This window comes from Streptosporangium becharense, assembly GCF_014204985.1.
Taxonomy (GTDB): domain Bacteria; phylum Actinomycetota; class Actinomycetes; order Streptosporangiales; family Streptosporangiaceae; genus Streptosporangium; species Streptosporangium becharense.
Window position 1 is genome coordinate 5,730,281 of sequence record NZ_JACHMP010000001.1, and the last position, 25,223, is coordinate 5,755,503.

25 protein-coding genes, 2 tRNA genes and 1 riboswitch are annotated in these 25,223 nt (G+C 70.3%); of the genes, 11 read left to right on the forward strand and 16 right to left on the reverse strand.

The features are described from left to right. The first annotated feature begins 288 nt into the window (after positions 1-288). Positions 289-1,698, forward strand: a complete 1,410-nt coding sequence (locus F4562_RS25190) for an aldehyde dehydrogenase family protein (RefSeq protein ID WP_184540832.1) — start codon at positions 289-291, stop codon at positions 1,696-1,698. A 19-nt stretch (positions 1,699-1,717) separates the two neighbouring features. On the opposite strand, the gene def is transcribed toward F4562_RS25190, so the two are convergent. Then, the gene (gene def / locus F4562_RS25195) at positions 1,718-2,206 is read right to left on the reverse strand and encodes a peptide deformylase (protein ID WP_184540831.1); all 489 of its coding nucleotides are present in this window, start codon (positions 2,204-2,206) and stop codon (positions 1,718-1,720) included. Positions 2,207-2,304: 98 nt separating this feature from the next. Between def and F4562_RS25200 the strand changes: the two genes are divergently transcribed. After that, positions 2,305-2,772, forward strand: coding sequence for a ribose-5-phosphate isomerase (locus tag F4562_RS25200; protein ID WP_184540830.1), 468 nt, complete (start codon positions 2,305-2,307; stop codon positions 2,770-2,772). Positions 2,773-2,817: 45 nt separating this feature from the next. Here F4562_RS25200 and F4562_RS25205 read toward each other — a convergent pair whose 3' ends face one another. Together F4562_RS25205 and F4562_RS25210 are read right to left on the reverse strand one after the other, a co-directional pair. Beyond that, positions 2,818-3,024 carry a hypothetical protein gene (locus tag F4562_RS25205; protein WP_184540829.1) on the reverse strand — a complete coding sequence of 69 codons (207 nt, stop codon included), beginning with the start codon at positions 3,022-3,024 and terminating at the stop codon, positions 2,818-2,820. A gap of 33 nt (positions 3,025-3,057) precedes the next feature. Then, positions 3,058-4,287, reverse strand: coding sequence for a GNAT family N-acetyltransferase (locus F4562_RS25210; protein ID WP_184540828.1), 1,230 nt, complete (start codon positions 4,285-4,287; stop codon positions 3,058-3,060). 118 nt (positions 4,288-4,405) lie between these two features. On the opposite strand from F4562_RS25210, the gene F4562_RS25215 reads away from it, so the two are divergent. Next, on the forward strand, positions 4,406-5,521 hold the full coding sequence (locus tag F4562_RS25215) for a PP2C family protein-serine/threonine phosphatase (protein ID WP_184540827.1): 1,116 nt from the start codon (positions 4,406-4,408) through the stop codon (positions 5,519-5,521). Positions 5,522-5,649: 128 nt separating this feature from the next. Here the strand turns inward: F4562_RS25215 and F4562_RS25220 are convergent, their stop codons facing one another. Further along, a complete protein-coding gene (locus F4562_RS25220) occupies positions 5,650-6,255 on the reverse strand; it encodes a response regulator transcription factor (RefSeq protein WP_184540826.1) in 606 nt (201 codons plus the stop codon). A gap of 192 nt (positions 6,256-6,447) precedes the next feature. Between F4562_RS25220 and F4562_RS25225 the strand changes: the two genes are divergently transcribed. Both F4562_RS25225 and F4562_RS25230 read left to right on the forward strand, forming a co-directional pair. Further along, entirely contained in the window at positions 6,448-7,755 is a 1,308-nt protein-coding gene (locus tag F4562_RS25225) for a M50 family metallopeptidase (RefSeq protein ID WP_311733930.1), read from the forward strand. A 10-nt stretch (positions 7,756-7,765) separates the two neighbouring features. Continuing rightward, a complete protein-coding gene (locus F4562_RS25230) occupies positions 7,766-8,287 on the forward strand; it encodes a MarR family winged helix-turn-helix transcriptional regulator (protein ID WP_184540825.1) in 522 nt (173 codons plus the stop codon). Here F4562_RS25230 and F4562_RS25235 read toward each other — a convergent pair. The 5 genes from F4562_RS25235 to F4562_RS25255 form a co-directional block, all read right to left on the reverse strand. Next, positions 8,274-8,777, reverse strand: coding sequence for a DinB family protein (locus F4562_RS25235; protein ID WP_184540824.1), 504 nt, complete (start codon positions 8,775-8,777; stop codon positions 8,274-8,276). The two genes, F4562_RS25230 and F4562_RS25235, sit on opposite strands and share 14 nt — an antisense overlap. A 134-nt stretch (positions 8,778-8,911) precedes the next feature. Further along, on the reverse strand, positions 8,912-9,883 hold the full coding sequence (locus F4562_RS25240) for a coiled-coil domain-containing protein (RefSeq protein WP_184540823.1): 972 nt from the start codon (positions 9,881-9,883) through the stop codon (positions 8,912-8,914). Between the two features lie 2 nt (positions 9,884-9,885). Then, positions 9,886-10,022, reverse strand: a riboswitch (cyclic di-AMP (ydaO/yuaA leader). A 72-nt stretch (positions 10,023-10,094) separates the two neighbouring features. Further along, positions 10,095-11,174, reverse strand: coding sequence for a galactose-1-phosphate uridylyltransferase (gene galT, locus F4562_RS25245; protein ID WP_184540822.1), 1,080 nt, complete (start codon positions 11,172-11,174; stop codon positions 10,095-10,097). Beyond that, a complete protein-coding gene (locus F4562_RS25250) occupies positions 11,171-11,971 on the reverse strand; it encodes a DeoR/GlpR family DNA-binding transcription regulator (protein WP_184540821.1) in 801 nt (266 codons plus the stop codon). Before F4562_RS25250 ends, galT begins: the two co-directional genes overlap by 4 nt. Positions 11,972-12,054: 83 nt before the next feature. Continuing rightward, complete coding sequence (locus F4562_RS25255; RefSeq protein ID WP_221206753.1) at positions 12,055-12,651, reverse strand: HD domain-containing protein; 597 nt, start codon at positions 12,649-12,651, stop codon at positions 12,055-12,057. Positions 12,652-12,716: 65 nt separating this feature from the next. Between F4562_RS25255 and F4562_RS25260 the strand changes: the two genes are divergently transcribed. Next, complete coding sequence (locus tag F4562_RS25260) at positions 12,717-13,310, forward strand: PepSY domain-containing protein (RefSeq protein WP_184540820.1); 594 nt, start codon at positions 12,717-12,719, stop codon at positions 13,308-13,310. A 37-nt stretch (positions 13,311-13,347) separates the two neighbouring features. Here F4562_RS25260 and F4562_RS25265 read toward each other — a convergent pair whose 3' ends face one another. From F4562_RS25265 to F4562_RS25290, 6 genes are all read right to left on the reverse strand, one after another. Beyond that, a complete protein-coding gene (locus F4562_RS25265) occupies positions 13,348-13,920 on the reverse strand; it encodes a TIGR03086 family metal-binding protein (protein WP_246473557.1) in 573 nt (190 codons plus the stop codon). A 234-nt stretch (positions 13,921-14,154) separates the two neighbouring features. Then, on the reverse strand, positions 14,155-15,498 hold the full coding sequence (locus tag F4562_RS25270) for a dihydrolipoyl dehydrogenase family protein (protein WP_184540819.1): 1,344 nt from the start codon (positions 15,496-15,498) through the stop codon (positions 14,155-14,157). A gap of 26 nt (positions 15,499-15,524) precedes the next feature. Then, a complete protein-coding gene (locus F4562_RS25275; RefSeq protein WP_184540818.1) occupies positions 15,525-17,246 on the reverse strand; it encodes an ATP-binding SpoIIE family protein phosphatase in 1,722 nt (573 codons plus the stop codon). Then, a complete protein-coding gene (locus F4562_RS25280) occupies positions 17,243-18,829 on the reverse strand; it encodes a phytoene desaturase family protein (protein ID WP_184540817.1) in 1,587 nt (528 codons plus the stop codon). The genes F4562_RS25275 and F4562_RS25280 overlap by 4 nt, the downstream gene beginning before the upstream one ends. A 204-nt stretch (positions 18,830-19,033) precedes the next feature. After that, complete coding sequence (locus F4562_RS25285) at positions 19,034-19,579, reverse strand: flavoprotein (RefSeq protein ID WP_184540816.1); 546 nt, start codon at positions 19,577-19,579, stop codon at positions 19,034-19,036. A gap of 342 nt (positions 19,580-19,921) precedes the next feature. Then, a tRNA-Gly gene (locus F4562_RS25290) sits at positions 19,922-19,992 on the reverse strand. An 88-nt stretch (positions 19,993-20,080) separates the two neighbouring features. Here F4562_RS25290 and F4562_RS25295 point away from each other — a divergent pair. Next, a tRNA-Pro gene (locus F4562_RS25295) sits at positions 20,081-20,154 on the forward strand. Positions 20,155-20,282: 128 nt separating this feature from the next. Here the strand turns inward: F4562_RS25295 and F4562_RS25300 are convergent. Next, positions 20,283-20,792, reverse strand: coding sequence for an ATP-binding protein (locus tag F4562_RS25300; protein ID WP_312872170.1), 510 nt, complete (start codon positions 20,790-20,792; stop codon positions 20,283-20,285). Between the two features lie 243 nt (positions 20,793-21,035). Between F4562_RS25300 and F4562_RS25305 the strand changes: the two genes are divergently transcribed. The 4 genes from F4562_RS25305 (at position 21,036) to F4562_RS25320 (ending at position 25,198) form a co-directional block, all read left to right on the forward strand. Beyond that, positions 21,036-21,902 (forward strand): Sco1979 family transcriptional regulator, encoded by an 867-nt coding sequence (locus F4562_RS25305; RefSeq protein WP_184540814.1) that lies wholly within the window; start codon positions 21,036-21,038, stop codon positions 21,900-21,902. 209 nt (positions 21,903-22,111) lie between these two features. Next, complete coding sequence (tig, locus tag F4562_RS25310) at positions 22,112-23,503, forward strand: trigger factor (RefSeq protein ID WP_184540813.1); 1,392 nt, start codon at positions 22,112-22,114, stop codon at positions 23,501-23,503. A gap of 394 nt (positions 23,504-23,897) precedes the next feature. After that, positions 23,898-24,542, forward strand: coding sequence for a ClpP family protease (locus tag F4562_RS25315; RefSeq protein ID WP_375782464.1), 645 nt, complete (start codon positions 23,898-23,900; stop codon positions 24,540-24,542). An 11-nt stretch (positions 24,543-24,553) separates the two neighbouring features. Continuing rightward, positions 24,554-25,198 carry an ATP-dependent Clp protease proteolytic subunit gene (locus tag F4562_RS25320; protein WP_184540812.1) on the forward strand — a complete coding sequence of 215 codons (645 nt, stop codon included), beginning with the start codon at positions 24,554-24,556 and terminating at the stop codon, positions 25,196-25,198. Positions 25,199-25,223: the final 25 nt, after the last annotated feature.

Here is a 25,223-nt window from a genome sequence, read left to right on the forward strand (position 1 = left end):
CCGGTCCGTCCGGCGCCGGACGGACCGGGGCATCCGCCCCCCTTGAAGGGGTTCAGCGGCATTGAAGATCAAATGCCGCCCTTATCCGGATATCACGAATTTTTAAGGATCGTGGCTATTCGCCCGCCGGGCGGGCGCTTCCCCGTACGCTCTTCGCAACGACCGGGCGCTCGCCGCGGCGATCCGCCGCGACCGGCCGAAACATGATCTCCGTCCGGCCGGCATGTGCTCATCATGTGACCTGCCGGGTTCTCGCACAATGACGGCACGCACGCAAGGATGAGGGGTATGCGGCACCTTTATCTGAACGGAGCCTGGCAGCCCTCGGCGTCGCGCGAGGGCATCGACGTGGTCAATCCGGCGACCGAGGAGACGATCGACCGGGTGCCCGCCGGGTCGCCCGCGGACGTCGAGGTCGCCGTGGCCGCCGCCCGCGCGGCCTTCCCCGCCTGGTCCGCCACCTCGGCCGCGGAGCGGGGCAAGATCCTCGCCGCGGCGGCCGGGCTGATCCGCGACCGCTCCGCCGAGCTGGCCAGGATCATCGCCACCGACATGGGCGCCCCGTACGGGCTGGCGATGAACGTGCAGACGCTGGTGCCGGCCGGGGTGCTGGCCTCCTACGCCCAGCTCGCCGAGACCTACGACTTCGAGGGCGGGCGGGTGGGCAACTCCCGCATCCTCCGCGAGCCGGTCGGCGTGGTCGCCGCCATCACACCGTGGAACTACCCGCTCCACCAGATCGTCTGCAAGGTGGCCCCGGCGCTGGCCGCCGGCTGCACGGTCGTGCTGAAGCCCAGCGAGGTCGCGCCGCTGGCGGCCTACGCGCTCGTCGGAATCCTCCAGGAGGCGGGACTGCCCGCCGGGGTCCTCAACATGGTCAGCGGCCACGGCCCGGTGGTGGGCGAGGCACTGGCCACCCACCCCGACGTGGACATGGTGTCGTTCACCGGCTCCACCAGGGCCGGGCGCCGCGTCGCCTCCCTGGCCGCCGAGACCGTCAAGCGGGTGGCCCTGGAGCTCGGCGGCAAGTCCGCCAGCGTGATCCTGCCGGATGCCGACCTGCGCACGGCCGTCAAGGCGACGGTGGCCAACGCCTTCGTCAACTCCGGCCAGACCTGCTCCGCCTGGACCCGCATGATCGTCCATCGCGACCAGTACGACGAGGCCGTCGCCCTCGCCGCCGAGGCCGCCGCGAAGTACACCGTCGGCGACCCCTTCGACGAGACCACCAGGCTCGGGCCGCTCGTCTCCGCCGCCCAGCGCGACCGGGTGGTCCGCTACATCAACCGGGGCCAGGAGGAGGGGGCCCGGCTGGTCGTCGGCGGTGCCGACCGTCCGCTGGACCGGGGTTTCTACGTGGAGCCCACGGTTTTCGCCGGGGTGGAGCCGGGAATGGTCATCGAGCAGGAGGAGATCTTCGGCCCGGTCCTGGCGATCATCCCGTACTCCCGCGGCGAGGACGAGGCCGTCGCCATCGCCAACGGCACCCCGTACGGCCTGGCGGGCGCGGTGTGGGCCGGCGACGAGGAGCGCGCGGTCTCGACCGCCCGTCGGCTGCGCACCGGCCAGGTCTCCGTCAACGGCGGGCGCTTCAACCCGCTGGCGCCCTTCGGCGGCTACAAGCAGTCGGGTCTCGGCCGCGAACTGGGCGAGTTCGGTCTGGAGGAGTTCCTGGAGATCAAGTCGCTCCAGCTCTGACGGCGGCCGCTCCGGTGGCTCAGGGCGCCTGGAGCAGGACCTTCCTGGCGGCCTCCTTGGCCAGCCGGTCCACGTACAGCCTGCCGCCGAGGTGGTCGGTCTCGTGCTGGAAGCAGCGCGCGAGCATGCCGCGGGCCTTGACCTGGACCGGGCGGCCCAGCCGGTCCAGCCCGCGGACGGTGACCCCGGCGGCTCGGGGCGTCTTGGCGTAGATCGGGGTGCCGGTCGCACGGTCGGGGACCGACAGGCACCCCTCCTCGCTGAGGACCTCGGCATCGTCGTCGACGATCAGCTCCGGGTTGATCACATGCCCTTTGCGGTTGCTGCAGTCGTAGACGAAGATCTGCCTCGACACGCCGATCTGCGGGCCGGCCAGGCCGACGCCCTGGGCGCGGTACATCACCTCGAACATCTCGTCGATGAGTCGCCGCAACTCGCGGTCGAAGTCGGTGACGGGCTCGGCGGGCGTGCGCAGGACCGGATCTCCGACCACTCGGATGTCACGCATGTGAGGCTCTCTCTTGTAAGGGGTCATGGAGGATACCGGTTGTTACTCTAGCCGGGGCCGGGGTCGAGCCGTCCTCGCGCACCTGCGAAACTGGGCGGGTGCGCGTCTACATCGGTGCCGACCATGCCGGCTATGAGCTCAAGAACCACGTCGTCTCCTGGCTGAAGGAGCACGGCCACGAGGTCACGGACTGCGGTCCTTTCGTCTACGACGCCGAGGACGACTACCCGCCGTTCGTGCTGCGGGCGGCGGAGGGCGTCGCCGCAGACCCCGGCAGCCTCGGGGTCGTCATCGGCGGCTCAGGCAACGGCGAGCAGATCGCCGCGAACAAGGTGCGCGGCGTCCGTGCCGCCCTGGCCTGGAGCGAGGAGACCGCCGAGCTCGCCCGCCAGCACAACGACGCCAACGTCGTCAGCCTCGGTGCGCGGATGCACACCCTGGACGAGGCGACCCGGTTCGTCGAGATCTTCCTGCGGACCCCCTACTCGGGAGCCGAGCGGCACAGCCGCCGGATCGCCCAGCTCACCTCGTACGAGACGACCGGCGAGCTTCCGTCCCTGCCGTGACCCCGCGCCGGGGCGGAGCCGCCGCCCGCCCCGGCCTCACCGGAGCTACCGGTGACGCGGGGAGTCGCGCTTGGCGGCCTCCCGCCGCGGCGGCTCCCCGCGCGTCGTGTCCCTGCGGGCGGGCTCCCTGCGGGGCGTCTCGTCGCGCAGCGGCCGGCGGTCGGCGGCCTCCTGCTGCTCCCGGGCGGGACGCGAGACGTCGCGGGCCCGCATCGCGGTGATCGGGGTGATCTGCAAGCTCTGCAGTGCCATGGCGCCACCATAGCCGCCCGCGACGCCCGGTGGTCAGAAGAGCAGACCGGCCCAGGGAGCCGGGTCCCAGCGCATCGCGGCGGACAGCTCCCGGGCCGCCCCCTCACGCGACTCGCGCACCACTCCTGCCGCGCTCAGCGGCATCAGCCCGCGTCCGCCCAGGTAGGCCGCGCCAAGCGCGCTCACCGGGAGCGTCAGGTCCGCCGGGTCCCCGGTGGGGATGCAGACGGCACCGGACGGGCCGGCGGTCAGCCGCCAGCGCCGGGCGTTCCACGGGCACAGGGTGTCCTCCACCTCGATCACCACGTCCACCGGCGCCGCGTAGCGACGGGCCGGCAGCGCCCGCTCGACGTCGACGACCCGGACCCACAGCTCGTCGCTCCACAACGCGCCGAGCCTGCGCGGTTCGGCCAGCAGATGGATCAGCGGGTCGTCCGACGGGCGGCCGCCGGCCGTGACGTGCGAGACCAGGTCGCGGTCCAGCAGGTGCCGCCACAGCAGCGCGTACGCGGCGGGGTCGAGGGCGAACAGCTCCCGGACCCGCAGTTCGCCGTTCGGGATGTCGTGGTCGTCGAAGCCCGGCCTGATCCGGAAGAGGGCGTAGCCGCGGGGACCGCTCCCGTCCTCGACCACCACGGCACGCAGCGGCCCGGCGCCGTGCTGGTCGGCACTGTGGTCGGTCAGCACCATGTTCCAGCGCGCGGGCGTACGGGCGTACATCCCCGGCCGGCGCTCGAGCACCGCGTCGAAGATCTTCTCAAGGAGGGGCCGCTCCTCGGCGGGCCTGGCGATCCGCAGCCGCAGCGCCGGATCGACCGGGGCGTGCGGGGCGAAGGCGGCACTCGCCGTGGGGATGCGGAACGTCAGGGAGTCGGTCGCCCGGCCGTACCCGAACCGCCCGTAGATCGCGGCTTCCGACGCGTAGAGCGCGGCGACCGCCTCACCCTTCTCATGCAGGTCGGACAACTGCCGGGTCATCAACGAGGACAGGATGCCCCGGCGCCGGTGCGAGGGCAGCACGGAGATCGCGGTGACACCGGCGACCGGGATCGGTCCGCCGGGAACCGTCATGGTGAAGCTGCACACCGCGGCGGTACCGACCAGCAAGTCACCGTCGAAGACGCCAAGCGAACGGTCGAGCTCCGCGGTGCCCCGGTACAGATCGTTGCGGTGCGGCGGAATCGGGGTGGCGTACGCCTCCTCATCGACCATGATCCAGTCGGGCCATTCCGCCTCGGAAACAGGGCGTAGGTTAAGAGTCATTTTCCCTACGGTAGGCCGGGCAAATCGTTCCTGCCATCTAATATCCCTGCTTAGTGATCAAGGCCTTGGTCAAGTGGGCTGCCCAAACGGGAGACGGCCCGATACAGTCGAGCGCATCATGAGTTCCCGTCCGGTGCCGCTGCTGCCTCCGGCGCTCCGTGCGTTCCTCGTCCGCATCCCGTTCCTGGTGCCCGTCGTGCGCTTCCTGCGCCGCGGGCCCCTGGCGCGCGACCGCAACCTGCTCATCACGCTGATCGTGTTCACCCTGGCGCTGGGCGGGCTGGCCGCCCGGGTCTCCATGGAGTGGTTCTCCCCGGCGCTCATGATCCCGATCACCCTCGTCGGCGGGCTCCAGCTCCGGCCGGTCAGCCTCGCCAAGCTGCTGTGCGCCGTCGCGGTCTCCCTCGTCCACGTGGCCGTGGTGCGGGGGGTCGGGCACATCGGTCCCGGCCTGCTGGCCGCCTTCGCCTTCACCGCGGTCCTCGCCATGCTGATGGCCCGCACCCGGGGCAAGCTCGGCGTGCAGGGGCTGCGCGGCGACGCGATGCTGCTGGAGCTGCGCGACCGGCTCAAGAACCAGAGCGACCTGCCCGCGCTGCCCAAGGGGTGGGGCTCCAAGGTGGTGCTCAAGCAGGCCGGCGGCTCCTCCTTCGGAGGTGACTTCCTGGTCTCGATCCGCGAGGGCGACATGCTGGAGCTCGCCCTGGTCGACGTGTCGGGCAAGGGCGTCGACGCGGGCACCCGGGCGCTGCTGCTGTCGGGCACCTTCGGCGGGCTGCTCGGCTCGGTCGCCGACTTCCTGCCCGCCTGCAACGCCTACCTGCACCGCCAGCGCGAGTCCGAGGGCTTCGTCACGGCCGTCCACGTCCGGCTCAACCTCGCCACCGGCGAGTACGCCATCACCTCGGCCGGCCATCCCCCGGTGGTCAAGTTCGAGGCGGGCGCCGGGACATGGCGGGTCTCCACCGCCAAGGGTGTCGTGCTGGGGGTCGTGCCGGACCTGCACTGCGAGACCGACCAGGGCATGCTCCGCAAGGGCGACGCCCTCATGCTCTACACCGACGGCCTGATCGAGCAGCCCGGCCGGGACATCGACGCCGGCCTCGACCGCCTGCTGGGCGAGGCCGAGCGTCTGGTGCCCTCGGGCTTCCGCGACGGCGCCCGCAACCTCGTCACCTCCATGTCGGCCGGGCACAACGACGACTGCGCTCTGATCCTCATCTGGCGTCCCTGAGGGGGAACTCCGGGCCCACTGCCCTCCGCCGGGCTCCGTGTCTTCTGTGGGCTTCCATGGTTCTCCGTGTGCCCTCCGTGTGTCCTCCGGCCGCGTCCTTCCGCGGGCACCGGAGCGGGCCGGAACCGTCAGAGCCAGCCGGCGTCGTCGGCGATGCGGACCGCGTCGAGGCGGTTTCGCGCCTGGGTCTTGCACATGATGCGCGACAGGTGGTTGCGGACCGTTCCCACCGACAGGAACAGCCGATCGGCGATCTCGCCGGGGCCGGCTCCCTGGGCCGCCAGCCGGAGCACGTCCAGCTCCCGGCGGGTCAGCGGGTTCTCCGCGGACCTCAGCGCGGCCACCGCCAGTTCCGAGTCGACCGCGCGGCGGCCGGCCGCGACCCTGCGCACCCCGTCGGCCAGCTGCTCCGGGCCCACCTCCAGGCTCATGAAACCGAGCGCGTGAACGGCGAAGGCCTGCCGGACCTGGCGGGGGCTCGGATCGCGGGCCAGAAGCAGAGCCCGGCAGCCGGGCACCTCTTCGCGCAGCCGCAGCACCACGGTGAACCCGTCCGTGCCGGGCAGATCCAGGTCGATGACCGCCACCTCCGGTGCGTACCGCAGGGCCGCGGGGACGACGGCCTCACCGTTGGCCACGTCGGCCACGACCTTGAGGCCGGCCTGGCACTCCAGCGACGACACCAGCCCGCGCCGCACCAGGGGCAGATGCTCGGCAACCAGGATTCCTATCAAAACGCTCCTCTCCCGACTTCTTCCCACAAAGAGTGATCGGATGATCGCTCAATGTCAACGAAGTCTCTCCTCTCGGCAAAGGGTGCGCAAGCGGCTTGATCCACCGGTCCGTCCGGCGGCGGCGTGCGATCGTGATATGTGGGCTAATCTCTTATGGGGTGTTGCCGGTGAAACCGACGGGGGTATGAACCTGTGATCTGGCCCTACGTGATCGGAATCGTCATCTTCCTGGTGGGGCTGATGCTGTCGATCGCGCTGCACGAGATCGGCCACCTGGTGCCCGCCAAGCGGTTCGGCGTCAAGGTGACGCAGTACATGGTCGGGTTCGGCCCGACGATGTGGTCGCGGCGCAAGGGCGAGACGGAGTACGGCATCAAGTGGCTGCCGCTCGGCGGCTACATCCGGATGATCGGCATGCTGCCTCCCCGCCCCTCCGACGCCCCCGGCACGCTCCGCTCGGTCTCCACCGGCCCCTGGCAGGGGCTGATCGACAGTGCACGCGAGGTGGCGCTGGAGGAGGTCCGCCCGGGAGACGAAGACCGGGTCTTCTACCGCAAGCCCTGGTGGCAGAAGGTCATCATCATGTCGGGCGGCCCGGCGATGAACTTCCTGCTGGCCTTCATCCTGTTCGGCGTCGTGCTGATGGGCTTCGGCATCCAGGTGCAGAAGAACGAGATCGCCTCCATCCCGCAGTGCGTGAAGACCGCCGCCGACTACGTCAAGAACCCCGAGTGCACCGCGGCCGACCGGCCCAGCCCGGCCAGTGCCGCGGGGCTGCGGCCGGGTGACGTCATCCTTTCGGTCGGCGGCAAGCCCACCGCGACCTGGGAGGCGGCCTCCCGGGCCATCCGGGCCAACGGCGCCGGGCCCGTCGAGATCGGGGTCAGGCGGGCCGGTCAGGACATCACCCTGAACGCCACCCTTATCGCCCAGGACCGCGAGTCCCTCGACGAACCGGGCAAGATCGAAAAGGGGGTCGGCTACCTCGGGGTCAGCCCGACGACCGTCATCGAGCGGCAGAGCTTCGGCGCCGTGGTGGAGCACATGGGAGACCTCACCTCCGCCACCGCCGCCTCGCTCCTCCGCTTCCCCGAGAAGATGGTCGGCGTCTGGAACGCGGCCTTCTCCGGTGACGAACGCGACAAGAACGGCCCGATCGGCGTCATCGGCGTCAGCCGTATCGGCGGTGAGATCGCCGCGTCCGCGGCCCCGCTGGAGAACAAGATCGTCATCTTCATCAACCTGCTGGCGGGCTTCAACCTGGCGATCGGCCTGTTCAACCTGCTCCCGCTGCTCCCGCTGGACGGCGGCCACGTCGCGGGTGGCCTGTGGGAGGGCCTCAAGCGGGGCTTCGCGCGCGTCACCCGCCGCCCCACGCCCGGCCACGTCGACATCGCCAAGGCGCTCCCGTTGACCTACGCGATCGCCTTCGTCATGATCATCATGGCCGGTCTGCTGATGTACGCCGACCTGGTCAACCCCGTCCGCCTCTCCGGCTGACGGTGGCGCCGTGAACGACGGGACGCCCGGAGCGCTGATCGACGTGGCGCTGTTCCGGCTGCGCCGGATATGGGCGCGGCCGCTGCGTCCGCGCAGGGCGGGGGAACCCCAGCGCCCGGTGCAGATGTCGAACGTGATGGTCGTGCACGCCGTGCACAAGCTCAGCCTGGACGTGCCCGAGGTGACCGTGGGCGCGGTCGCCGAACAACTGGACGTCGACCCGTCCACCGCCAGCAGGCTGGTCAACGACGCCGTCGGCGCGGGGTTCGTGGAGCGCGAGGAGTCGGCGGTCGACGCCAGGCGGGCCCGGTTGACACTCAGCGACCGGGGCCGCAGGGTGCTCGACGTCGTCGTCCGTCACCGGCGGACCTACCTGGACGGCCTGATGGCCGACTGGGACGAATCCGACCGGGAGACCTTCGCCCGCCTGCTCGCACGCTTCGCGGAGGCCGCCACGGCCCGCCCGGCGAACCTGGCCAACCTCGACCAGGTGATCGCCGAGGCGCTGGGGGAGTCCGCTACTCGCCGGTGACCCCGTCGATCCGCTGGCGGATGATGTCGGCGTGCCCGTTGTGCCGGGCGTACTCCTCGATCATGTGGACGAGGATCCAGCGCAACGAGACGTCCTGGCCGCGGCGCTGCGCCTTGCCCACCTCGTCCAGCGGCAGCCCGGCCGACAGCTTCCTGGCGTGCGCGATCTCTCCGTGCCACCGTTCGAACACCTGGTCGACCGGGGTCTCCAGAGTGTCGAAGTCGCCGTCGGGATCGTCGTCGGAGTAGTAGATCCCGGTGGTGCCCTCACCGTTGAGCACGTTGCGGAACCAGTTGCGCTCGACGTCGGTCATGTGCTGGACCAGGCCGAGCAGCGACAACGTGGACGGTTCCGCCGAGCGCAGGCGCAACTGCTCCTCCGTCAGCCCCGCGCACTTGACGGCCAGGGTCTCCCGGTGCCAGTCGAGCCAGGCGTGCAGCATCGGGCCTTCGTCGGCGATGAAGGGGGGATCGATCCGGGTGTCGGTCATGGTTCTCCATCCTGTCGGGACGTCCCGCCGTTGTCATACCTTTTTTCGCCGGTCGTCCCCGCCCGGCGGGGCGGCAGGCCGGCCGGGACCGGTGGCGGTGTCGTGGCCGTTCGCGCCACTCCGGGGCCGCATGGTCAGTACATCGAGATGTGCGGGTGGTCGAAGTGGTTGGCGGTGACGCCGCCGCGGTCGGACATGAAGCGCCAGCCGGAGCCGTGGTTGATGCGCTGGCGCCAGATCACATACTTGACGCCCAGTCTGGCCTTGTTCTTGAGGGCCCAGGCGGCGATCTCGTCGCCGAGCTTGAGGTTGGCCGCCGAGGGCATCGCGCCGCCGGTGCTCATCATGAAGTCGCAGGCACGGCCCAGGGGGTGCTCGCCGCCGTCCTGCGTGGACCGGTAGCAGCCGACCGTGTAGGGCAGGTCGAAGCGGCGTATGACGGCGTCGCGCATGATCCGGGTCCGGTCGGTGATGTTGTCGGCGCCGGTGGGCAGCTGGGGGATCCAGGTGCCGTCGGCGCGGCGGCCGGAGCCGACGGGCACGAGCCGGTCGAGCTTGCCCTTGATGTCGTCGATCAGGTCCTCGACCTCGTCGCGCTGGGTCTGGACCTCCTCGGCCTCCTGTCTGATCTCGTCGGTGAGCTGGGCCGCCTCCTCGGCGGCCTCCTCCCTGTCGTCGAGGCGGCCGGCGAACCCCTCCAGGTGGGCGCTCTGCTCGGCGGTGAGCTGCTCCATCATCGCCGCACCGCTCAGGTCGGAGGCGAAGAACATCGCGGGCAGGCTCTCCGCGCTGGTCTGGTAGCGGATCTGGGCGATCGAGCTGATCTGCTTCTTGGCGTCGGTGTAGGCGGTCTCCGCCCGTTGCAGGTTCTTCTTGGCGACCGCTTCGGCCTTCTGCGCCTTCCCGAGCGCCGCGCGCTTGGCGGCGTACACCTCGATCAGCTTGTCGACCTTCTTGCCGAGCTTGGCCAGCTCGGCACGGAGTTCGGCCTCGGTCGGTTTGGGGGCCGCGCCCGCGGTGGGGGCACCGAGGGTGAACGCCGCGGCAGCACCTAGGCAGAGAACCCAGACCGCGTGGCGACGGAACGTGGTGGACGAGGCCGCCACGACTCTCCTCTCCTTCCGCCTACCGGGTTAGCTGACGGGTTCGGGCTGGAGGAAGCCCGTCCATCGATGTGGATTCACCCCAGATGCGGTGGGTCCCCGGCTCCCTGGCGAGGCGCCTGGGATTAGGCATATCAGCAGTTAGTGCTGATGTGGGAAGGATAATAGTGGTATTCCAATACTCCTGCGACCTTAACTTGATGCCTATCGGTGATTAATTCGTGACAACGGAGCGCAAAAGATGTGCTGTCTGTTCCGGCAGCACGTCGTTCACGAACGCCCCCATCGCCGACTCCGATCCGGCGAGATACTTCAGCTTGTTCGCCGCGCGCCGGATGCTGAACAGCTCCATGTGCGCGTACGACAGATCCCGGCCGACGTTCACCGGGGCCTGGTGCCAGGCCGCGATGTAGGGCATCGGCATGTCGAACAACCCGTCGAGGCGACGCAGGACGTCGGTGTAGAGCGGCCCGAACGCGGCCCGCTCGGCGGGCTCCAGACCCCCCAGGTCGGGCACCCGGCGGTGCGGGTAGAGATGCACCTCCACGGGCCAGCGCGCCGCCGCCGGGACGAAGGCCGTCCAGTGCTCGTTCGAGGCGACCACCCGGACTTCCGCCTCCCGCTCTGCGGCGAGCACGTCGGCGAACAGGTTGCCGCCGGTCCGTTCCCGGTGGCGCCGGGCCGCCTCCAGGGTGGTCCTGGTGCGCGGGGTGACGTACGGGTAGGCGTAGATCTGACCGTGCGGGTGGGCCAGCGTGATCCCGATCTCCGCTCCCCGGTTCTCGAAGCAGAACACCTGCTCCACGCCCGGCACCGCGGACAGCTCCGCCGTGCGGTCGATCCACGCCTCCATGACCAGCTCGACCTGCTCGGGGGAGAGCCGGGAGAAGGAGGAGTCGTGGTCGGAGGTGAAGCAGACCACCTCGCAGCGGCCCGCCCCCGCGCGGACCTCGCTCAACCCACCGACCTGCTCGTACGCCCCCGGCTGGGTGGAGAAGGACGGGAAGCGGTTCTCGAAGACCACCACGTCGTAGTCGGGGGACGGGATCTCGGTCAGCCGGCCGGGGCGGGACGGGCACAGCGGGCACTCGCTGGCCGGTGGCAGGAAGGTGCGGCCCTGACGGTGACCGGCGACCGCGATCCACTCCTCGGTGAGCGGGTCGTAACGCAGTTCCGAGGCCGGCGGGCGGGGCGGCAGGTCGCGTTCGTCGATCGCGCCGCGGTCCGCGTCGTCCCGCCGGTCGAAGTAGAACAGCTCGCGGCCGTCGGCCAGGTGGGTGACGGTGCGCTTCATCGGCTCAGGGCCTCGCTCTCCTGCTGCGGTTCGGTGATGATCAGCTCGCCCACCGCGGCGGCGAGTTCCTCGCGGGCCTCGGTGGGCAGGCCGGAGTCGGTGACCAGGACGTGGGCCTCGGACAGTTCGGCGATCGTGCTGATCCCGACCGTGTCCCATTTGGTGTGGTCCGCGAGCACGACCAGCCGGTGCGCGGAGGCGACCAGTGCCCGGTTGGTCTCCGCCTCCAGCAGGTTGGGTGTGGTGAACCCGGCGCGGGTGCTCATCCCGTGCACCCCGAGGAACAGCGTGTCGACGTGGAGCCCCCGGATCGCCGTCACCGCGACCGGGCCGACCAGGGCGTCCGACGGGGTGCGAACCCCGCCGGTCAGCACGACCGTGCGGTCGCCCCCGGGAGAGCGGTGGAAGACGTCGGCGATCCGGATCGAGTTGGTGATCACGGTGAGGTCGGGCACCTCGGTCAGGAAGTGCGCGAGCGTCCAGGTGGTCGTCCCGGCGGACAGGGCGATGGCCGTGCCGGGCTGGACGAGCCGCGCGGCGTGGCGGGCGATCGCCTCCTTCTCCGGCTGCTGACGGGCCGACTTGGCGGCGAACCCCGGTTCCTCGGTCGATCCGGGCCCGGCGGCGGTGGCGCCGCCGTGCACCTTCTTCACCAGGCCGCGTTCGGCCAGGACCTCCAGGTCGCGGCGGATCGTCATGTCGGACACGCCGAGTTCCCGCACCAGGTCGGCGACCCTGACGCCGCCGCTGCCGCGCACCTTCTCCAGGATCGCCTGCTGCCGCTGCTGGGCGAGCATCGACTCACTCCTTAAATCCACCAGACTTCAGCAAATTACCACAGACTGCTTGGGGGATGCTGTTTGGTTACGACGGTAAACCATCACAACCGCTCAAGCTCCGCATGGATGTTGGCCCTCGCGGCGACCTCCAGGTCCGCGATCCGGAAGATCGCGGGTAGCTCCAGCAGTGAGCGCAGCACGGCGGCCCGGCCCTTCCGGAAGGCGTCTTCGGGGACGAACCCGTACTCCTCGCGCACCGCCGCCGCGTAGGCGGCGTAGATCTCCCGCGGCGCGCCCAGGATCGCCAGATCGGCGTCCGACAGCACGGCGCCATCCGCGTCGCCGGGAGCCGGGTCGTGCGTGACGGTGAGCCGGACCAGCCGGGCGACCGTGGCCACGGCCTCCGGCGGCAGCCCCATCTCCGGCAGCGCGCGTTCGGCCAGGCGGGCGCTGCGCTCCTCGTTGTCGCCTCGCTGCGGGTCGTAGACCGCGTCGTGGAACCAGGCCGCCAGCCGGACCAAGTCGGGGTTGTCCGCATGGTGGGCGAGGGCGTCGACGTGGGCCAGCACGGCCTCCAGATGGGCGGTGGTGTGATAGCGGCGGTGCGGCTCGGCGTAACGGTCGATCAACTCCCGGCCCAGGCCCTCCGCGTCGGGACCGGCCAGGGACCGCCACAGGCTCATCAGCTTTGCGCTCATGCGACGGAGCCTAAAACCATGGTCAGAACCGTGTGGACGGCGGCCGGAACGGTGAGTAACCGACCATGCGTCCGACCTGGGTCCTGCTCGTGCTGATCACCGCCGTCACGGCCTGCGGGAACGGTCCTGCGACGCCCTCGCCCTCCCCTCCGGACACGCCCGCTCCCGCACCGTCCGCCCTGACCACCCCGGTGCCGGTGACGTTCGCCGAAGCCGCAGGGATCGCCGAGCGGGCCGCACAGGGCCGGCTCACGGATCTGCAGCTGTACGCCGCCCAGCCCCCCGCCGTCTGGCTCGCGCAGGTCCTCGGCCGCGACGGCAGGACGCTGACCGGCCTGCGGGTGAACGCCGTCACCGGGGCGGTCTCCGGCGAGCAGATGGAGGACCCGGAGGAACTCACCACGGCCACCCGCCGCCTGGCTGCCGACCGGATCGGCGCCATGGGGGCGTGGAAGGCCGCCTCCGGTGCGGTGCCGGGCGCCTGGATCACCGCCGCGGTGCTGGAGGAGACGGGCGGTGTGGTGGTGTGGGAGGTGGAGGCGATCGATTCGACGCGGAAAGTCAGGAAGATTCTGGTGAACGCCGCCACCGGTGCCACGATCGTTCTCGCCCGGGACGCGCGGCCCGCTCTCCCCGGCGGTTCCCCGGCACGTCCCTGAGGCGCTTCCTGGGCAAATCCGGCACCGGACGTCCGGTTCAGGCCTGCCGCCCCCAGGAGGCCAGCAGGTCTGCCTGCGCGTCGGCCTCCGAGGACGTCCCCTGCCGCTCCGCGCCCGCCCCGGCCGGGCGGTAGCCGTTCCCGGCACCGGAGAACCAGACCGTGCACGCCTCGACCAACTCCGGGTCGAGGCGCTCGTCGGCGCCGATGGCGCGGGCCAGGTCCCAGGTGTGGATGAGGGCGTCGGCGAACAGTTCGGTGACGTACTCCCGGCCGGACACGTCGCCGAACGACAGGTGGACCACCCGGGTGAGAGAGCCGGCACCGCCCGTGGCCTGCATGGCCGCCACGGCGGAGGTGTCGAACGCCTTGATGGGGTCGTCACCGAGCAGGTCCCCCTCGAAGGCGTCGCCGATCTCCGCGACGGCGCGTCCTCCCAGCAGCTCCGGCGCCCACAGGTTCTCCCCGACCACGTGGTTGACCAGGTCGCGCACGTCCCAGTCGACGCACGGGGTGGGGCTGTCCCACTGCTCCGGCCCGATCCGGTGAACGAGAGCGCCGAAGTCCTCCAGGGCACGGTGGTAGGCCTCGCGGACGTCGATGATCATCATGTCCTCCCGAACGCCCTCCCGGGTCTGGTCTCGGCTCCCATCTCGAACGTAACCCCTGCGCCGCCGGTAGTCATCGCGCCGGCACGCGCGGCCGGCCGCTCCCCGGCGGGCAGCCGGAACAGCCGGTCACCCTGGAGCGGCCGGCCCCGCGCGACCTCGACGAGGAGGATTCCCCGGCGGCGCGATCGCGGCCGGCGATCGCAAGCAGGCCACCGGGATCCGTGCCCGGATGGCCTACAGCTCCCTGAGCGTCGCCTCGACCGCCCGGTGGAAGGTCGGGAAGGCGTAGAGCATCTCACCGAGGCGCCGCACCGGGATCCTCGCGTGCACGGCCAGGGTCAGCATGCTCAGCACCTCACCGCCCGCCGGCCCCGCGCTGGTGGCGCCCACCAGGACGCCGTCGGCGGCGACGAGCTTGATGAACCCCTCGTTGCCGGCCTTGTGGATCCAGCCCCGGCTCGAATCGGCGATCCGGGTGAGGGCGGTCCGGACCCGAAGCCCCCGCTGTTCGGCCTGGGCCTGCGAGAGCCCGACAGACCCTATCTCCGGGTCGGTGAAGGTCACCCGGGGCACCGCGTGGTACTCCGCGTCGTGCACCGGCTCACCGAGGATGTCGTGGACCACGATGTTCGCCTGGTACATCGACACGTGGGTGAAGGCGCCCTTGCCCGTCACGTCGCCCAGCGCCCACAGGCCCTCGGCCGCGCGCATCCGGCCGTCGGTCTCGATGGAACGCGCCGACTCGTCGAGCCCGAAGGCGCCCACGCCCAGCGCCGAGAGGTCGGAGCGCCGCCCGGTGGCCACCAGCAGCCGCTGCGCGCGCACCGCGGGCCCCTCACCGGTCTCCACCGTGAACACCGAGCCGTCGTGGTCGACCCGCCGGGCCGCGGCGCCGGTCCGCACGGTGATTCCCTCGGCCTCGAAGACCTTTCTGAGCAGTTCGCCCGCCTCCGGCTCCTCCGGAGGCAGCAAGCGGTCGGCGCTCTCCAGGACCGTCACTGCGGTGCCGAAGCGGGAGAACACCTGGGCCAGCTCGGCGCCGATCGCCCCGCCGCCCAGCACGATCAGCGACTCGGGGGCCTGTTCGGCCTCGATCGCGTCGTGGTTGTTCCAGAAGGGCGTCCGGCGCAGTCCCTCGATCGGGGGCACGGCCGGCTCCGAGCCGGTGGCGACCACGATGCCCCGGGCGGCGCGGAGCACCTGCCCGTTCACGGTGACCTCACCGCGTGCGGTGATCTTGCCCTGCCCCCGGAACAGCTGGACGCCCTTGCCGGTCAGGCGTTTGGCGGCGACCTCGTCGTTCCAGTCGTCGGTGGCCTCGGTACGGATCCGCCCGGCGACCTGACCCCAGTCGGGGGAGACCGACGAGTCACCGGCGACCCCCGGGACGCGCCGGGCCTCGGTGAGCAGGTCGGCCGCGCGGATCATCATCTTGGACGGTATGCACCCCCAGTAGGGGCACTCGCCCCCCACCAGGTTCGCCTCCACCGCGGCGACTCGCAGACCCGCTTCGGCCAGCCTGCCTGCGGCGTCTTCGCCCCCCGGCCCCGTGCCCAGCACAATGACGTCGAATTCCATGCTTTCACCCTTGCCCGTCCGGCAGGCTACGGCAACCTCTGCTCGATCCAGACGATCTTCCCCTTGGGGGTCGTCCGGGAACCCCACCGGTGGGCCAGCCAGTTGATGAGGTGCAGGCCCCGGCCGGTGTCGCTGGTGCTCGACATCTCCCGCATGACCGGTGCGGACGCGGAGGTGTCGGACACCTCACAGACCAGTGCGGGGCCGCGCAGCAGACGCAGCTCGACCTCGCCGCCGCCGTGTTCGATCGCGTTGGTGACCAGCTCGCTGACCATGAGCTCGGTGTTGTCGCACAGCGAGGAGAGCCCCCACTCGCCGAGCGTGGCACGGGTGAAACGGCGGGCCTGCGAGACGGAGCGCCGGTCGGCGGGCAGCGAGACCTCGGCGATCTCGTTGTCGGACAACTCGTTCACCCGGGCCAGCAGCAGGGCGATGTCGTCACGCTCGTGGCCCGGCCGCTGGGCGCCGATGGTGAGGTCGCAGGCTTCCTCGAGATCCCGGTCCTGACCGGAGAGCAGGCCGCGCAGCGCGCCGATGCCCTCCTCGATGTCCCGGTCCCGGCTCTCCACCAGGCCGTCGGTGTAGAAGGCGAGCACCGTCCCGTGCGGCAGGGTGAACTCGCGCATCTCGATCGGCTCGCTGCCGATGCCGAGGGGCAGGCCGGGCGGCACCTCCAGCAGTTCGGTCTCTCCGCCGGGACGCACCAGGATCGGTGGCACGTGCCCCGCCGACGCGATCGCGCACCGGCGCGTGACCGGGTCGTAGGTGGCGTACACGCACGTGGCGATCTGGCTGGCGTCCAGGTCCTGGCTCATCAGGTTGAGCCGGAACAGCACGTCGGCCGGGCTCAGGTCGAGACTGGCGAGCGTCCGCGCGGCCGTGCGGAGCTGGCCCATGGTGGCGGCGGCCCTGATGCCGTGCCCCATGACGTCGCCGACGACGAGGGCGACCCGGCAGCCGGGCAGCTGGATCACGTCGTACCAGTCGCCGCCCACCCCGACCAGGTCGCTGGCGGGCAGATACCGGGAGGCGATCGTCAGGCCAAGCGGCTGGGACAAATCGACCGGGAGCAGACTGCTCTGCAGGGTCAGCGCGGTACGGCGTTCGCGGCTGTAGAGCCTGGCGTTGTCGAGGCAGACCGCGGTCCTGGCCGCGAGCTCCTCGGCCAGGTTCACGTCGTGGTCGTCGAAGGGCTGGCTGGTGGGACGGCGAGTGAAGATCACGAATCCGAGCACCCGGCCGCGCGCCTTCAGCGGCACCACCAGGAAGGAGCTGTCCTCCAGCACCCGTGAGACCGAGCTGCGCTTCCAGAAACGCCCGATCTCCTCGGCGGTCCGGCGGCCCAGCCGGGGGTAGAGGATCGGGTTCCCGGTGGCCATGCACCGGGCGTAGGGCGTCCAGGGGGCGTACGAGACGACCTCGTCGACCGGGAACGCCTCGGCGTACACGTCGGGGGACGGGTCGGACACGCCGACCGCGATCCGCCGCACCAGGGCCGAGCCGTCGGTGGTCTGGTGCGGGAACTCACCCTCGGTCACCAGCCGGTCCTGGACGAGGATGCCGGCCGCGTCGGCGAAGCGCGGCACGGCGACGTCCATCAGCTCCCTGCCGGTCTCGAACATGTCCAGCGTGCTGCCGATGCGCTTGCTCGCGGCGTTGAGCAGGGACAGCTGCTCGTGCATGGAGGCGGGGCTGCCCATCCTGATGCTTGGCGCGGCGGGGTCCTTGGTGACGAAACGGGACTTCACTCGCTCCACCGGGGTGCGGGAACCGGCGTCCACCAGGTGGCCAGTTCGAGGTCTTCTGCGATGGCGTTGGCGCCGTTGTAGCCGGGGGCGGCGGAGACGGAACCGCCGGGGTGGCTGCTGGCGCCGCACAGGTAGAGGCCGTCGATCGGGGTGCGGTACTGCCCGAGCTCGGGAACCGGCCGGTTGCCGCCCAGCTGGGACGGCTCGTACGCACCCACGTGGTGGCTGCCGCGCACCATGTTGACGCAGTGCCGTTCGATGTCGAGCGGGGAGAAGACCCGCCTGCCGAGCACCGCGCTTCCCGCGAGGTTGGGGGCGTACTCGCTCCACTCGGCCAGCAGGCGCTCACCGATCTCGTCGCGCCGCTCGTCCCAGCTCGCCGCGTCACCGCCGAGGTCGTACGGGGCCCACGGCCACCAGAACGCCACGTGCTTGCCGTCCGGAGCGTAGGAGGGGTCGAACAGGGAGGGGCATGCGCCGTTGCCGGCCAGCCGGTCGGGCAGCCGGCCCTGGTGGATCCGGTCGAAGGCACGGGTGAGCTGCTCGCTGTCGTCGGCGCCCAGCACCACGAGGAAAGCCCGGTCGACGTCGGGCTCGAACTCCGCGGCCCGATAGCGCGGTGGCTCGTCGAGCGCCAGGTGGAGGGTGACGAGGCTGTGCCCGGCCCACCGGTAGCCGGCGACCTTGGCCGCGATGTCCGCGCCGAAGTTCTCCGGCCCCGCCATCCGCACGGTCTGCGGGGCGTCCACCGCGCTCGCCACGAACCGGCGCGCGGTCAGGACGTCGCCGCCTGCCAGCCGGACACCGGTGGCCCGGCCGTCGTCGACGAGGATCTGCTCCACGTGGGCACTGGTGATCACGGTGCCGCCGTGCTCCTCGACGACGGCGCGCAGCGCGTCCGCCACGCCGGCCGAGCCGCCCACCGGCACTCCGAGCCGGGCGATGCGCGACAGCAGCCGCGGGAAGAAGCCGCCGGTGCCGGGCACGTCCTCGATCGAGATCGCGTGCAGGAACGACTTGAAGAGCACCCTGACCTGCTCGCTCTCGAAGTTCCTGTCGACGGCCTCGTACAACGACAGCGGCAGGTAGCTCAGCAGGTCGCGGCCGAGGTCGCCGCCGAGGCGCTCGGCGAGCACGGACGGCGGCAGCGGCCTGGAGTACAGGAACCCGTTCATCAGGTCCCTGGCGGTCTCGGCGTAGCGCTCGTACAGCTCCAGCCAGCGGTCGGCGTCGGCCGTGGAGAACCGGGCGAAGGAGTCGGCGGTCCGCTTGGGGTCGGTGTAGACCGTGATCGCCCGGCCGTCCCGGAAGATCGTGGCGTGCTGGGTCTCGGGGTAGACGTACCGCAGGCCGTACCGCCGCAGCTCCAGGTCCGCGGGGACCGGACCCTCCTCCAGGAAGTGATAGCTGCTGTGGGTGTTGTGCCGGAAGCCGGGGAGTGTCAGCTCCTGGGTGGCGCATCCGCCGCCCGCCACGTCGTTGCGCTCGACGACGGCGACGGATAAGCCCGCCTTGGCGAGGTAGGCGGCGCACGTCAGGCCGTTGTGCCCTCCGCCCACGATGACGCCGTCGAACTGCGACACGTTGCCCCTCCATGGCGATCTGACTGCTGGTATGGAGAACTGTAAAGAATGATCTCTACGGGGACCTCGTGTTTAACAGAGTTTCCCCGATATTTCCACATGTACCGGGTCTTAGTGGTGCTTATGTGACAAAGCAGGCAGACGTCCCCGCGGCCCGTCACGGGCGGCTCACCTGCTCGTGCGAGCGAGGGCGGGCCCGGCCCCTCACCCGGATCCGGAAGCGGGCCTGCCGAGCGCGGCCACGGCCAGGTGCCACGGGTACGCCTCCGCGGGATCCCCGCCCGCGGCGCCCGGTCCGAACCCCTCCGGCCCCAGCAGCACCCGCACCCCCTCGGCGCGCAGTGCACGCACGCTCCGGCGGAACGGCGCTCGCGAGGCGAGCGCGGCGTTCACACACGGCATCACCACGACCGGGATGCCGAGGCCGGGGGCCTCGGCCAGAAGCCCCAGCGCGTAGGTGTCGGCGATGCCCTGGGCGAACTTGTTGACGGTGTTGTACGTCGCGGGTGCGACGACGATCGCGTCGGCACGCGGCGGCTTCGGCTCGTCCGGGGTGCGGTAGCGGCTGCGGACCGGGCGGCCGGTCTGCCGTCCCAGCTCGTCGACGTCGACGAAGTCCAGCGCGGCCGGTGTGGCGACGACCTGGACCGTCCACCCTTCCCCCTGGGCCGCCCGCACGAGCCGGCCGGCGTCTGCGGCGGGCCCGGCGGCGCACACGATCACCTGGAGCAGGTTCGCGGCCTCCGTCATCCTGCTTTCCTCCTCACGTCCGCGTGCGCGCGGTACGACGGCGTTCGGGGTGGAGCCCGCCCTGTCGTTGCCGCTCACGCCCGCGTGCGCGCGGTACGACGACCGGCGCGACCGCCCGCACCGGGAGGACGGCGCCCGTGCCGTCACCGGCGGCGCCGGCCGGGAACCGGCGGGGCACACACATCGCCCCAGTCTCGGCCGCTCCGGGAGCACAGGCAACGCCAGGCCCGCATCGCGGTGGAAAGCGGCCGGGTGCGTAACGGGCCCGCAAAAAGCCGGAACCGCGCAAAGAGTAAAGCCCAGATCGGGAATCGCTTCCCTGACCTGGGCTTACCTCATAAGAGCGGACGACGGGAATCGAACCCGCGTAGCCAGTTTGGAAGACTGGGGCTCTACCATTGAGCTACGTCCGCGCGAGACGGCTTCAGTCTGGTCTAGACTTCATCCGTTCGTCAGGGCGTAAGCGTACCGGACTTCCGGGGCGCGCGCGTACTCGACGTACGGGGTGTGGCGCAGCTTGGTAGCGCACCTGCTTTGGGAGCAGGGGGCCGCAGGTTCAAATCCTGTCACCCCGACATGTGTGGTGCGGTGGAGTCGCCTCCGGGTTCCGGGGGGCGGCTCCGCTCCCGGCCCTGGACATGGGCGCTCCCGATCTCGGATGAGGGCGGCCGCGCCGCCGGATGCCCGATGTCCCGCCGAGCGGTCAGCGGCGGCCGTTGAACAGGGCCCAGACGGCTTTGCCGCCGCGGTTGAGATGATCCCAGCCCCAGCGCTGGCTGTAGGTCTCCACGATGTACAGGCCCCGGCCGTGCTCGGAGACGAAGTCCGGCTCCTTGGGGGTCGGGACCTCGTCGCTGGGGTCGGTCACCGCGAGGAGCACGTGCGGTGACAGGTGTAGCAGCACGAGTGTGATCGGGGCGCTCTCGCCCTGAGCGGACGAGCACAGCGCGTAACGGACCGCATTGGTGACGAGTTCCGAAACCACTAGCGCTGCGTCATCGCTCAACTCCGCCAATCCCCACCCGCGCAGTGTCGAACGGGTCACGTCCCGGGCGGTCCTCACCGAGTCCGCCTTGCGGGGGAGGGGGCATGCCGTGGCGCCGGAGCGGTGGGCCTCGAGGAGTTCGTCGAAGCCGAGTTGGCGGGTCCCTTGCAGGTAGTCGGCAGCCGATTTTGGCTCCTTCACCATCCTGCCGGTCCCTCCCGCTGTCATGGTGAGTCTCCGTACCGGTTGAGAGTTTTTAGAGCTTGTGCACCATAAGCCCAATATGCACTAGGCCATCATGGGTCACCGGAACGCCCGCTGCAAGACCCAAATGCACGTGCAGTTGCAATGTGCAGCCGCATGGGCGGTTAGGGCGTCGACTTGGCGAATTGGGCGCGGAGTTGAGACCTTGTCATAGTGGCCGGAAGTAGTGACACTGTGTGCGCTGGCCCAAGTACAGAGGGAGGCGAAGTGACGCAGATCCAACCGGGATCAGGTCCCACAGCTCTGCGTATTCTCTTGGGCTCCCAACTGCGTCGTCTTCGCGAGGCCAAGGGTCTCTCGCGTGAGGAGGCGGGCCATCTGATCCGCGGCTCCGAGTCCAAGATCAGCAGGATGGAGCTCGGACGGGTCGGCCTGCGCGAACGCGACGTGGCCGACCTGCTCACCTTCTACGGCGTCGAGGAGGGGGCGGCCCGCTCCGCGATAATGGACCTGCTCCGGCGGGCCAACGAGCCGGGCTGGTGGCACCGCTTCAGCGACCTGCTGCCCTCGTGGTTCCAGACCTACGTCGGCCTGGAGGAGGCGGCCTCCCGGATCCGCACCTACGAGGTGCAGTTCGTGCCCGGCCTGCTGCAGACGAGGGAGTACGCCAGGGCGGTCATCACCGCCGGAAGCGCGGGCATCGCCCCGGAGGAGATCTCCCGCCGCGTCGACCTGCGGATGGAACGGCAGCAGGTGCTCGGCCGCCCGGACGGTCCCTTCTTCTGGGCCGTCATCGACGAGGCGGCGCTGCGGCGTCCCATCGGCGGCGCCGAGGTGATGCGCGCTCAGCTGGAGCATCTGCTCGACCTCATGCGGCAACCCAACATCACCATCCAGATCATGCCCTTCAGCTTCGGCGGGCACAGCGCCGAGGGCGGCGCCTTCAGCGTGCTGCGCTTCAACGACAGCGAACTGCCGGACGTGGTCTACGTCGAGCAGCTCGCCAGTGCCCTCTACCTCGACAAGCGTGAGGACGTCGACCGCTACAGCGAGGTCATGGAACGGCTGTGCGCCGTCAGCACCACCCCCGGTGAGACCGTCGACATCCTCAGAAGGATCATCAAGGAGGGCTGAGCGGCCTTTGGTCGCTCCATGGTGCCGCTCTGCCCTAGACTGGCCAGCGGCGCTGAACACCCGCCGCAGTGGAGCATGCCCTAAGCTCGCATGTCTGGATGGCTGTGCCCGGTGCCGCTTATGTGGGCGCGGCGCGCGAGCTTGCCGCGGTAGCCGTTACGACTTGACGCGCCCGCGATCACTCGAAGCTTGATCAAGGAGACGACCCCGTGAAGACCGCTGTCGAGGAGCTCAGCCCGACCCGGGTAAGGCTCACCGTCGAGGTGCCGTTCGAGGAGCTCGGCGAGAGCCTGCAGGCGGCATACAAGAAGGTCGCGCAGCAGGTGCGCGTCCCCGGTTTCCGCCCCGGTAAGGTCCCTGCCCGCATCATCGAGCAGCGCTTCGGCCGCGCGGTGGTGCTTGAGGAGACCCTCAACGACGCGGTGCCCAAGCTGTACGGCCAGGCCGTCGACGAGACCGAGATCTTCCCGGTCAGCCAGCCCGAGATCGAGGTCACCAAGATCGAGGACGGCGAGCAGGTGGAGTTCACCGCCGAGGTGGACATCCGTCCCGAGTTCGAGGTGCCCGACTACCAGGGCCTCGAGGTCACCGTCCCGGCCGCCGAGGTCACCGACGAGGACATCAACGCCCAGCTGGACGCCCTGCGCCAGCGGTTCGCCACGCTGACCGGCGTCGAGCGTCCCGCCGCCAACGGCGACTTCGTCGTCATGGACCTGGCCGCCGCCATCGACGGTGTCAACATCGAGGAGCAGCAGGCCAACGACGTCTCCTACGAGGTCGGCGCCGGCTCGGTGCTCCAGGGCCTCGACGACACGCTCGTCGGCCTGTCCGCCGGTGAGACCAAGGAGTTCACCACCAACCTGGTCGGCGGCAAGAACGCCGGCGAGGAGGCCGTGGTCACCATCACCGTCAAGAGCGTCAAGGAGAAGGTCCTCCCCGAGCTCGACGACGAGTTCGCCCAGCTCGCCAGCGAGTTCGACACCCTCGACGAGCTCAAGGAGAGCATCCGCGAGCAGGCCCGTCGCAACAAGCTGATCGACCAGGTCGTCCAGGCCCGGGAGAAGGCTCTCGACGCCCTGCTCGACAAGATCGACATCCCGCTCCCGGAGAGCGCGCTCAAGGCCGAGGTCGACAACCGCAAGCACAACCTCGAGCACCAGATCGCCGACAGTGGTCTGAGCAAGGAGGCGTTCTTCCGCCTCTACCAGACCACCGAGGAGGAGCGCCTCGCGGAGTTCGACGAGAGCGCCGCCAAGGCCCTCAAGACGGGCTTCGTCCTTGACAAGATCGTCAAGAGCGAGGAGCTCGGTGTCAGCGAGCAGGAGCTGACCAACTTCGTGGTGCGCCGCGCCATGCAGATGAACGTCGCCCCGAACGTCCTCGCGCAGCACCTCGCCGACAACGACCAGCTCACGCTGGCCATGGTCGAGATCGTCCGCGACAAGGCCAAGAGCGTCATCGGCGACGCCGCCAAGGTGGTCGACGAGGCCGGCAACGAGATCGACCTCAAGGCGATCTACACGGAGATCAACGGCGAGGAGGTCGTCGAGGAGCCGGCCGACGAGACCGAGGCCCCCGCCGCCGACGACGCCGAGAAGTAGTCCGCGCCGCGTCGCGACAGCCGGATTCCGGCACGCGTCCTGCCCTCGCCGTGTCTCACACGGCGAGGGCGTCCGCGTTCCCGGAGCTCCGGTCCGCTCCTGCCGGCGTGACGCCCCCGGGCGAGCCTGCGCCTGTGCGGCCCGGCCGCCCCGCCGGGTCCGTCGTGGTCTCCGGACCGCTCCGATCCGTCCCACGGCCCTGTGCCGCGGCCTGCGGAACGCGGGGCCTCGGCGCCGCCGTTCACCGGCCGTCCACCGGTCACGGATCCGCTCGGGAGCGTCCGGGAGCATGCGCCGTCAGCGAACAGCACGGTGAGGGGGCATGTCCGGTGGGCGGCGCGCGTTAAGGTCACAAGCAAAGCCAATCGATTACGACGCATCGGAAGGTGACGCTGTGACCAGCCCGCCGACCTTCTACCAGCCGACCGGCTCCGGGCCCGAGTCGATGAGCCAGCCGAACGGCTCGTTCAGACTCGAAGACCAGCTCTACCAGCGGCTGCTGCGTGAGCGCATCATCGTGCTGGGCTCCCAGGTCAACGACGAGATCGCCAACCGAATCTGCGCTGAGCTCCTCCTGTTGGCCGCGGACGACTCAGAGCGGGACATCTGGCTGTACATCAACTCGCCCGGTGGTTCCGTGACCGCCGGCATGGCGATTTACGACATGATGGAATACGTGCCGAACGATGTGTGCACGGTCGCCATGGGGCTGGCCGCCTCCATGGGGCAGTTCCTGCTGTGCGCCGGTGAGCGGGGCAAGCGCTACGCCCTGCCCCACGCCCGCATCATGATGCACCAGCCTTCGGGCGGTATCGGCGGCACCGCCGCAGACATCGCCATCCAGGCGGAGCAGATGCTCTACGTCAAGAAGACCCTCGCCGACCGCATCGCGTTCCACACGGGGCAGCCGCTCGACCAGATCGAGATCGACTCCGACCGCGACCGCTGGTTCACGGCCGAGGAGGCCAAGGAATACGGCTTCATCGACCACGTCGTGCGCAGCGCTCGGCAGGTGCCCTCCGCGGGCGCCGTCTCCTGAAGGGGCACAAGGTGAGTGAGTTGATCCGGCCGGGAGACATCAACGGCCGTTACGTCCTTCCGTCCTTCACCGAGCGCACGTCGTACGGCATGCGGGAGATGAACCCGTACGCCAAGCTCTTCGAGGACCGCATCATCTTCCTCGGCGTGCAGGTGGACGACGCGTCCGCCAACGACGTCATGGCGCAGCTGCTGACACTGGAGTCGCTCGACCCCGACCGTGACATCAGCATCTACATCAACTCGCCGGGCGGTTCCTTCACCGCCATGACGGCGATCTACGACACGATGCAGTTCGTCCGGCCGGAGATCCAGACCGTCTGCCTGGGCCAGGCGGCCTCGGCGGCCGCGGTCCTGCTGGCCGGCGGCACCCCGGGCAAGCGCTTCGCCCTACCGAACGCGCGCATGCTCATCCACCAGCCCTCCACCGAGGGCGGTGGTCAGGGGAGCGACATCGAGATCCAGGCGCGCGAGATCCTCCGGATGCGCTCGCAGATGGAGACGATCATCGCTCGGCACTCGGGCCGGGCGGTGGAGGCGGTCCGCAAGGACATCGAGCGAGACAAGATCCTCGATTCCCAGGAAGCCAAGGAGTACGGGCTGATCGACGACATCATCCCGTCTCGTAAGAAGGTCGCCAAAGCCGTAGCCTCCTGACGAGGCACAGCGCACCGGAACGGTG

Excerpts from the sequence above, each read along its gene's own strand:
- F4562_RS25190 (WP_184540832.1), top strand. The coding sequence starts at position 289 with ATGCGGCACCTTTATCTGAACGGAGCCTGGCAGCCCTCGGCGTCGCGC.
- def (WP_184540831.1), bottom strand. The coding sequence starts at position 2,206 with ATGCGTGACATCCGAGTGGTCGGAGATCCGGTCCTGCGCACGCCCGCC.
- F4562_RS25205 (WP_184540829.1), bottom strand. The coding sequence starts at position 3,024 with ATGGCACTGCAGAGCTTGCAGATCACCCCGATCACCGCGATGCGGGCC.
- F4562_RS25210 (WP_184540828.1), bottom strand. The coding sequence starts at position 4,287 with ATGACTCTTAACCTACGCCCTGTTTCCGAGGCGGAATGGCCCGACTGG.
- F4562_RS25215 (WP_184540827.1), top strand. The coding sequence starts at position 4,406 with ATGAGTTCCCGTCCGGTGCCGCTGCTGCCTCCGGCGCTCCGTGCGTTC.
- F4562_RS25235 (WP_184540824.1), bottom strand. The coding sequence starts at position 8,777 with ATGACCGACACCCGGATCGATCCCCCCTTCATCGCCGACGAAGGCCCG.
- galT (WP_184540822.1), bottom strand. The coding sequence starts at position 11,174 with ATGAAGCGCACCGTCACCCACCTGGCCGACGGCCGCGAGCTGTTCTAC.
- F4562_RS25250 (WP_184540821.1), bottom strand. The coding sequence starts at position 11,971 with ATGCTCGCCCAGCAGCGGCAGCAGGCGATCCTGGAGAAGGTGCGCGGC.
- F4562_RS25255 (WP_221206753.1), bottom strand. The coding sequence starts at position 12,651 with ATGAGCGCAAAGCTGATGAGCCTGTGGCGGTCCCTGGCCGGTCCCGAC.
- F4562_RS25260 (WP_184540820.1), top strand. The coding sequence starts at position 12,717 with ATGCGTCCGACCTGGGTCCTGCTCGTGCTGATCACCGCCGTCACGGCC.
- F4562_RS25265 (WP_246473557.1), bottom strand. The coding sequence starts at position 13,920 with ATGATGATCATCGACGTCCGCGAGGCCTACCACCGTGCCCTGGAGGAC.
- F4562_RS25270 (WP_184540819.1), bottom strand. The coding sequence starts at position 15,498 with ATGGAATTCGACGTCATTGTGCTGGGCACGGGGCCGGGGGGCGAAGAC.
- F4562_RS25285 (WP_184540816.1), bottom strand. The coding sequence starts at position 19,579 with ATGACGGAGGCCGCGAACCTGCTCCAGGTGATCGTGTGCGCCGCCGGG.
- F4562_RS25300 (WP_312872170.1), bottom strand. The coding sequence starts at position 20,792 with ATGACAGCGGGAGGGACCGGCAGGATGGTGAAGGAGCCAAAATCGGCT.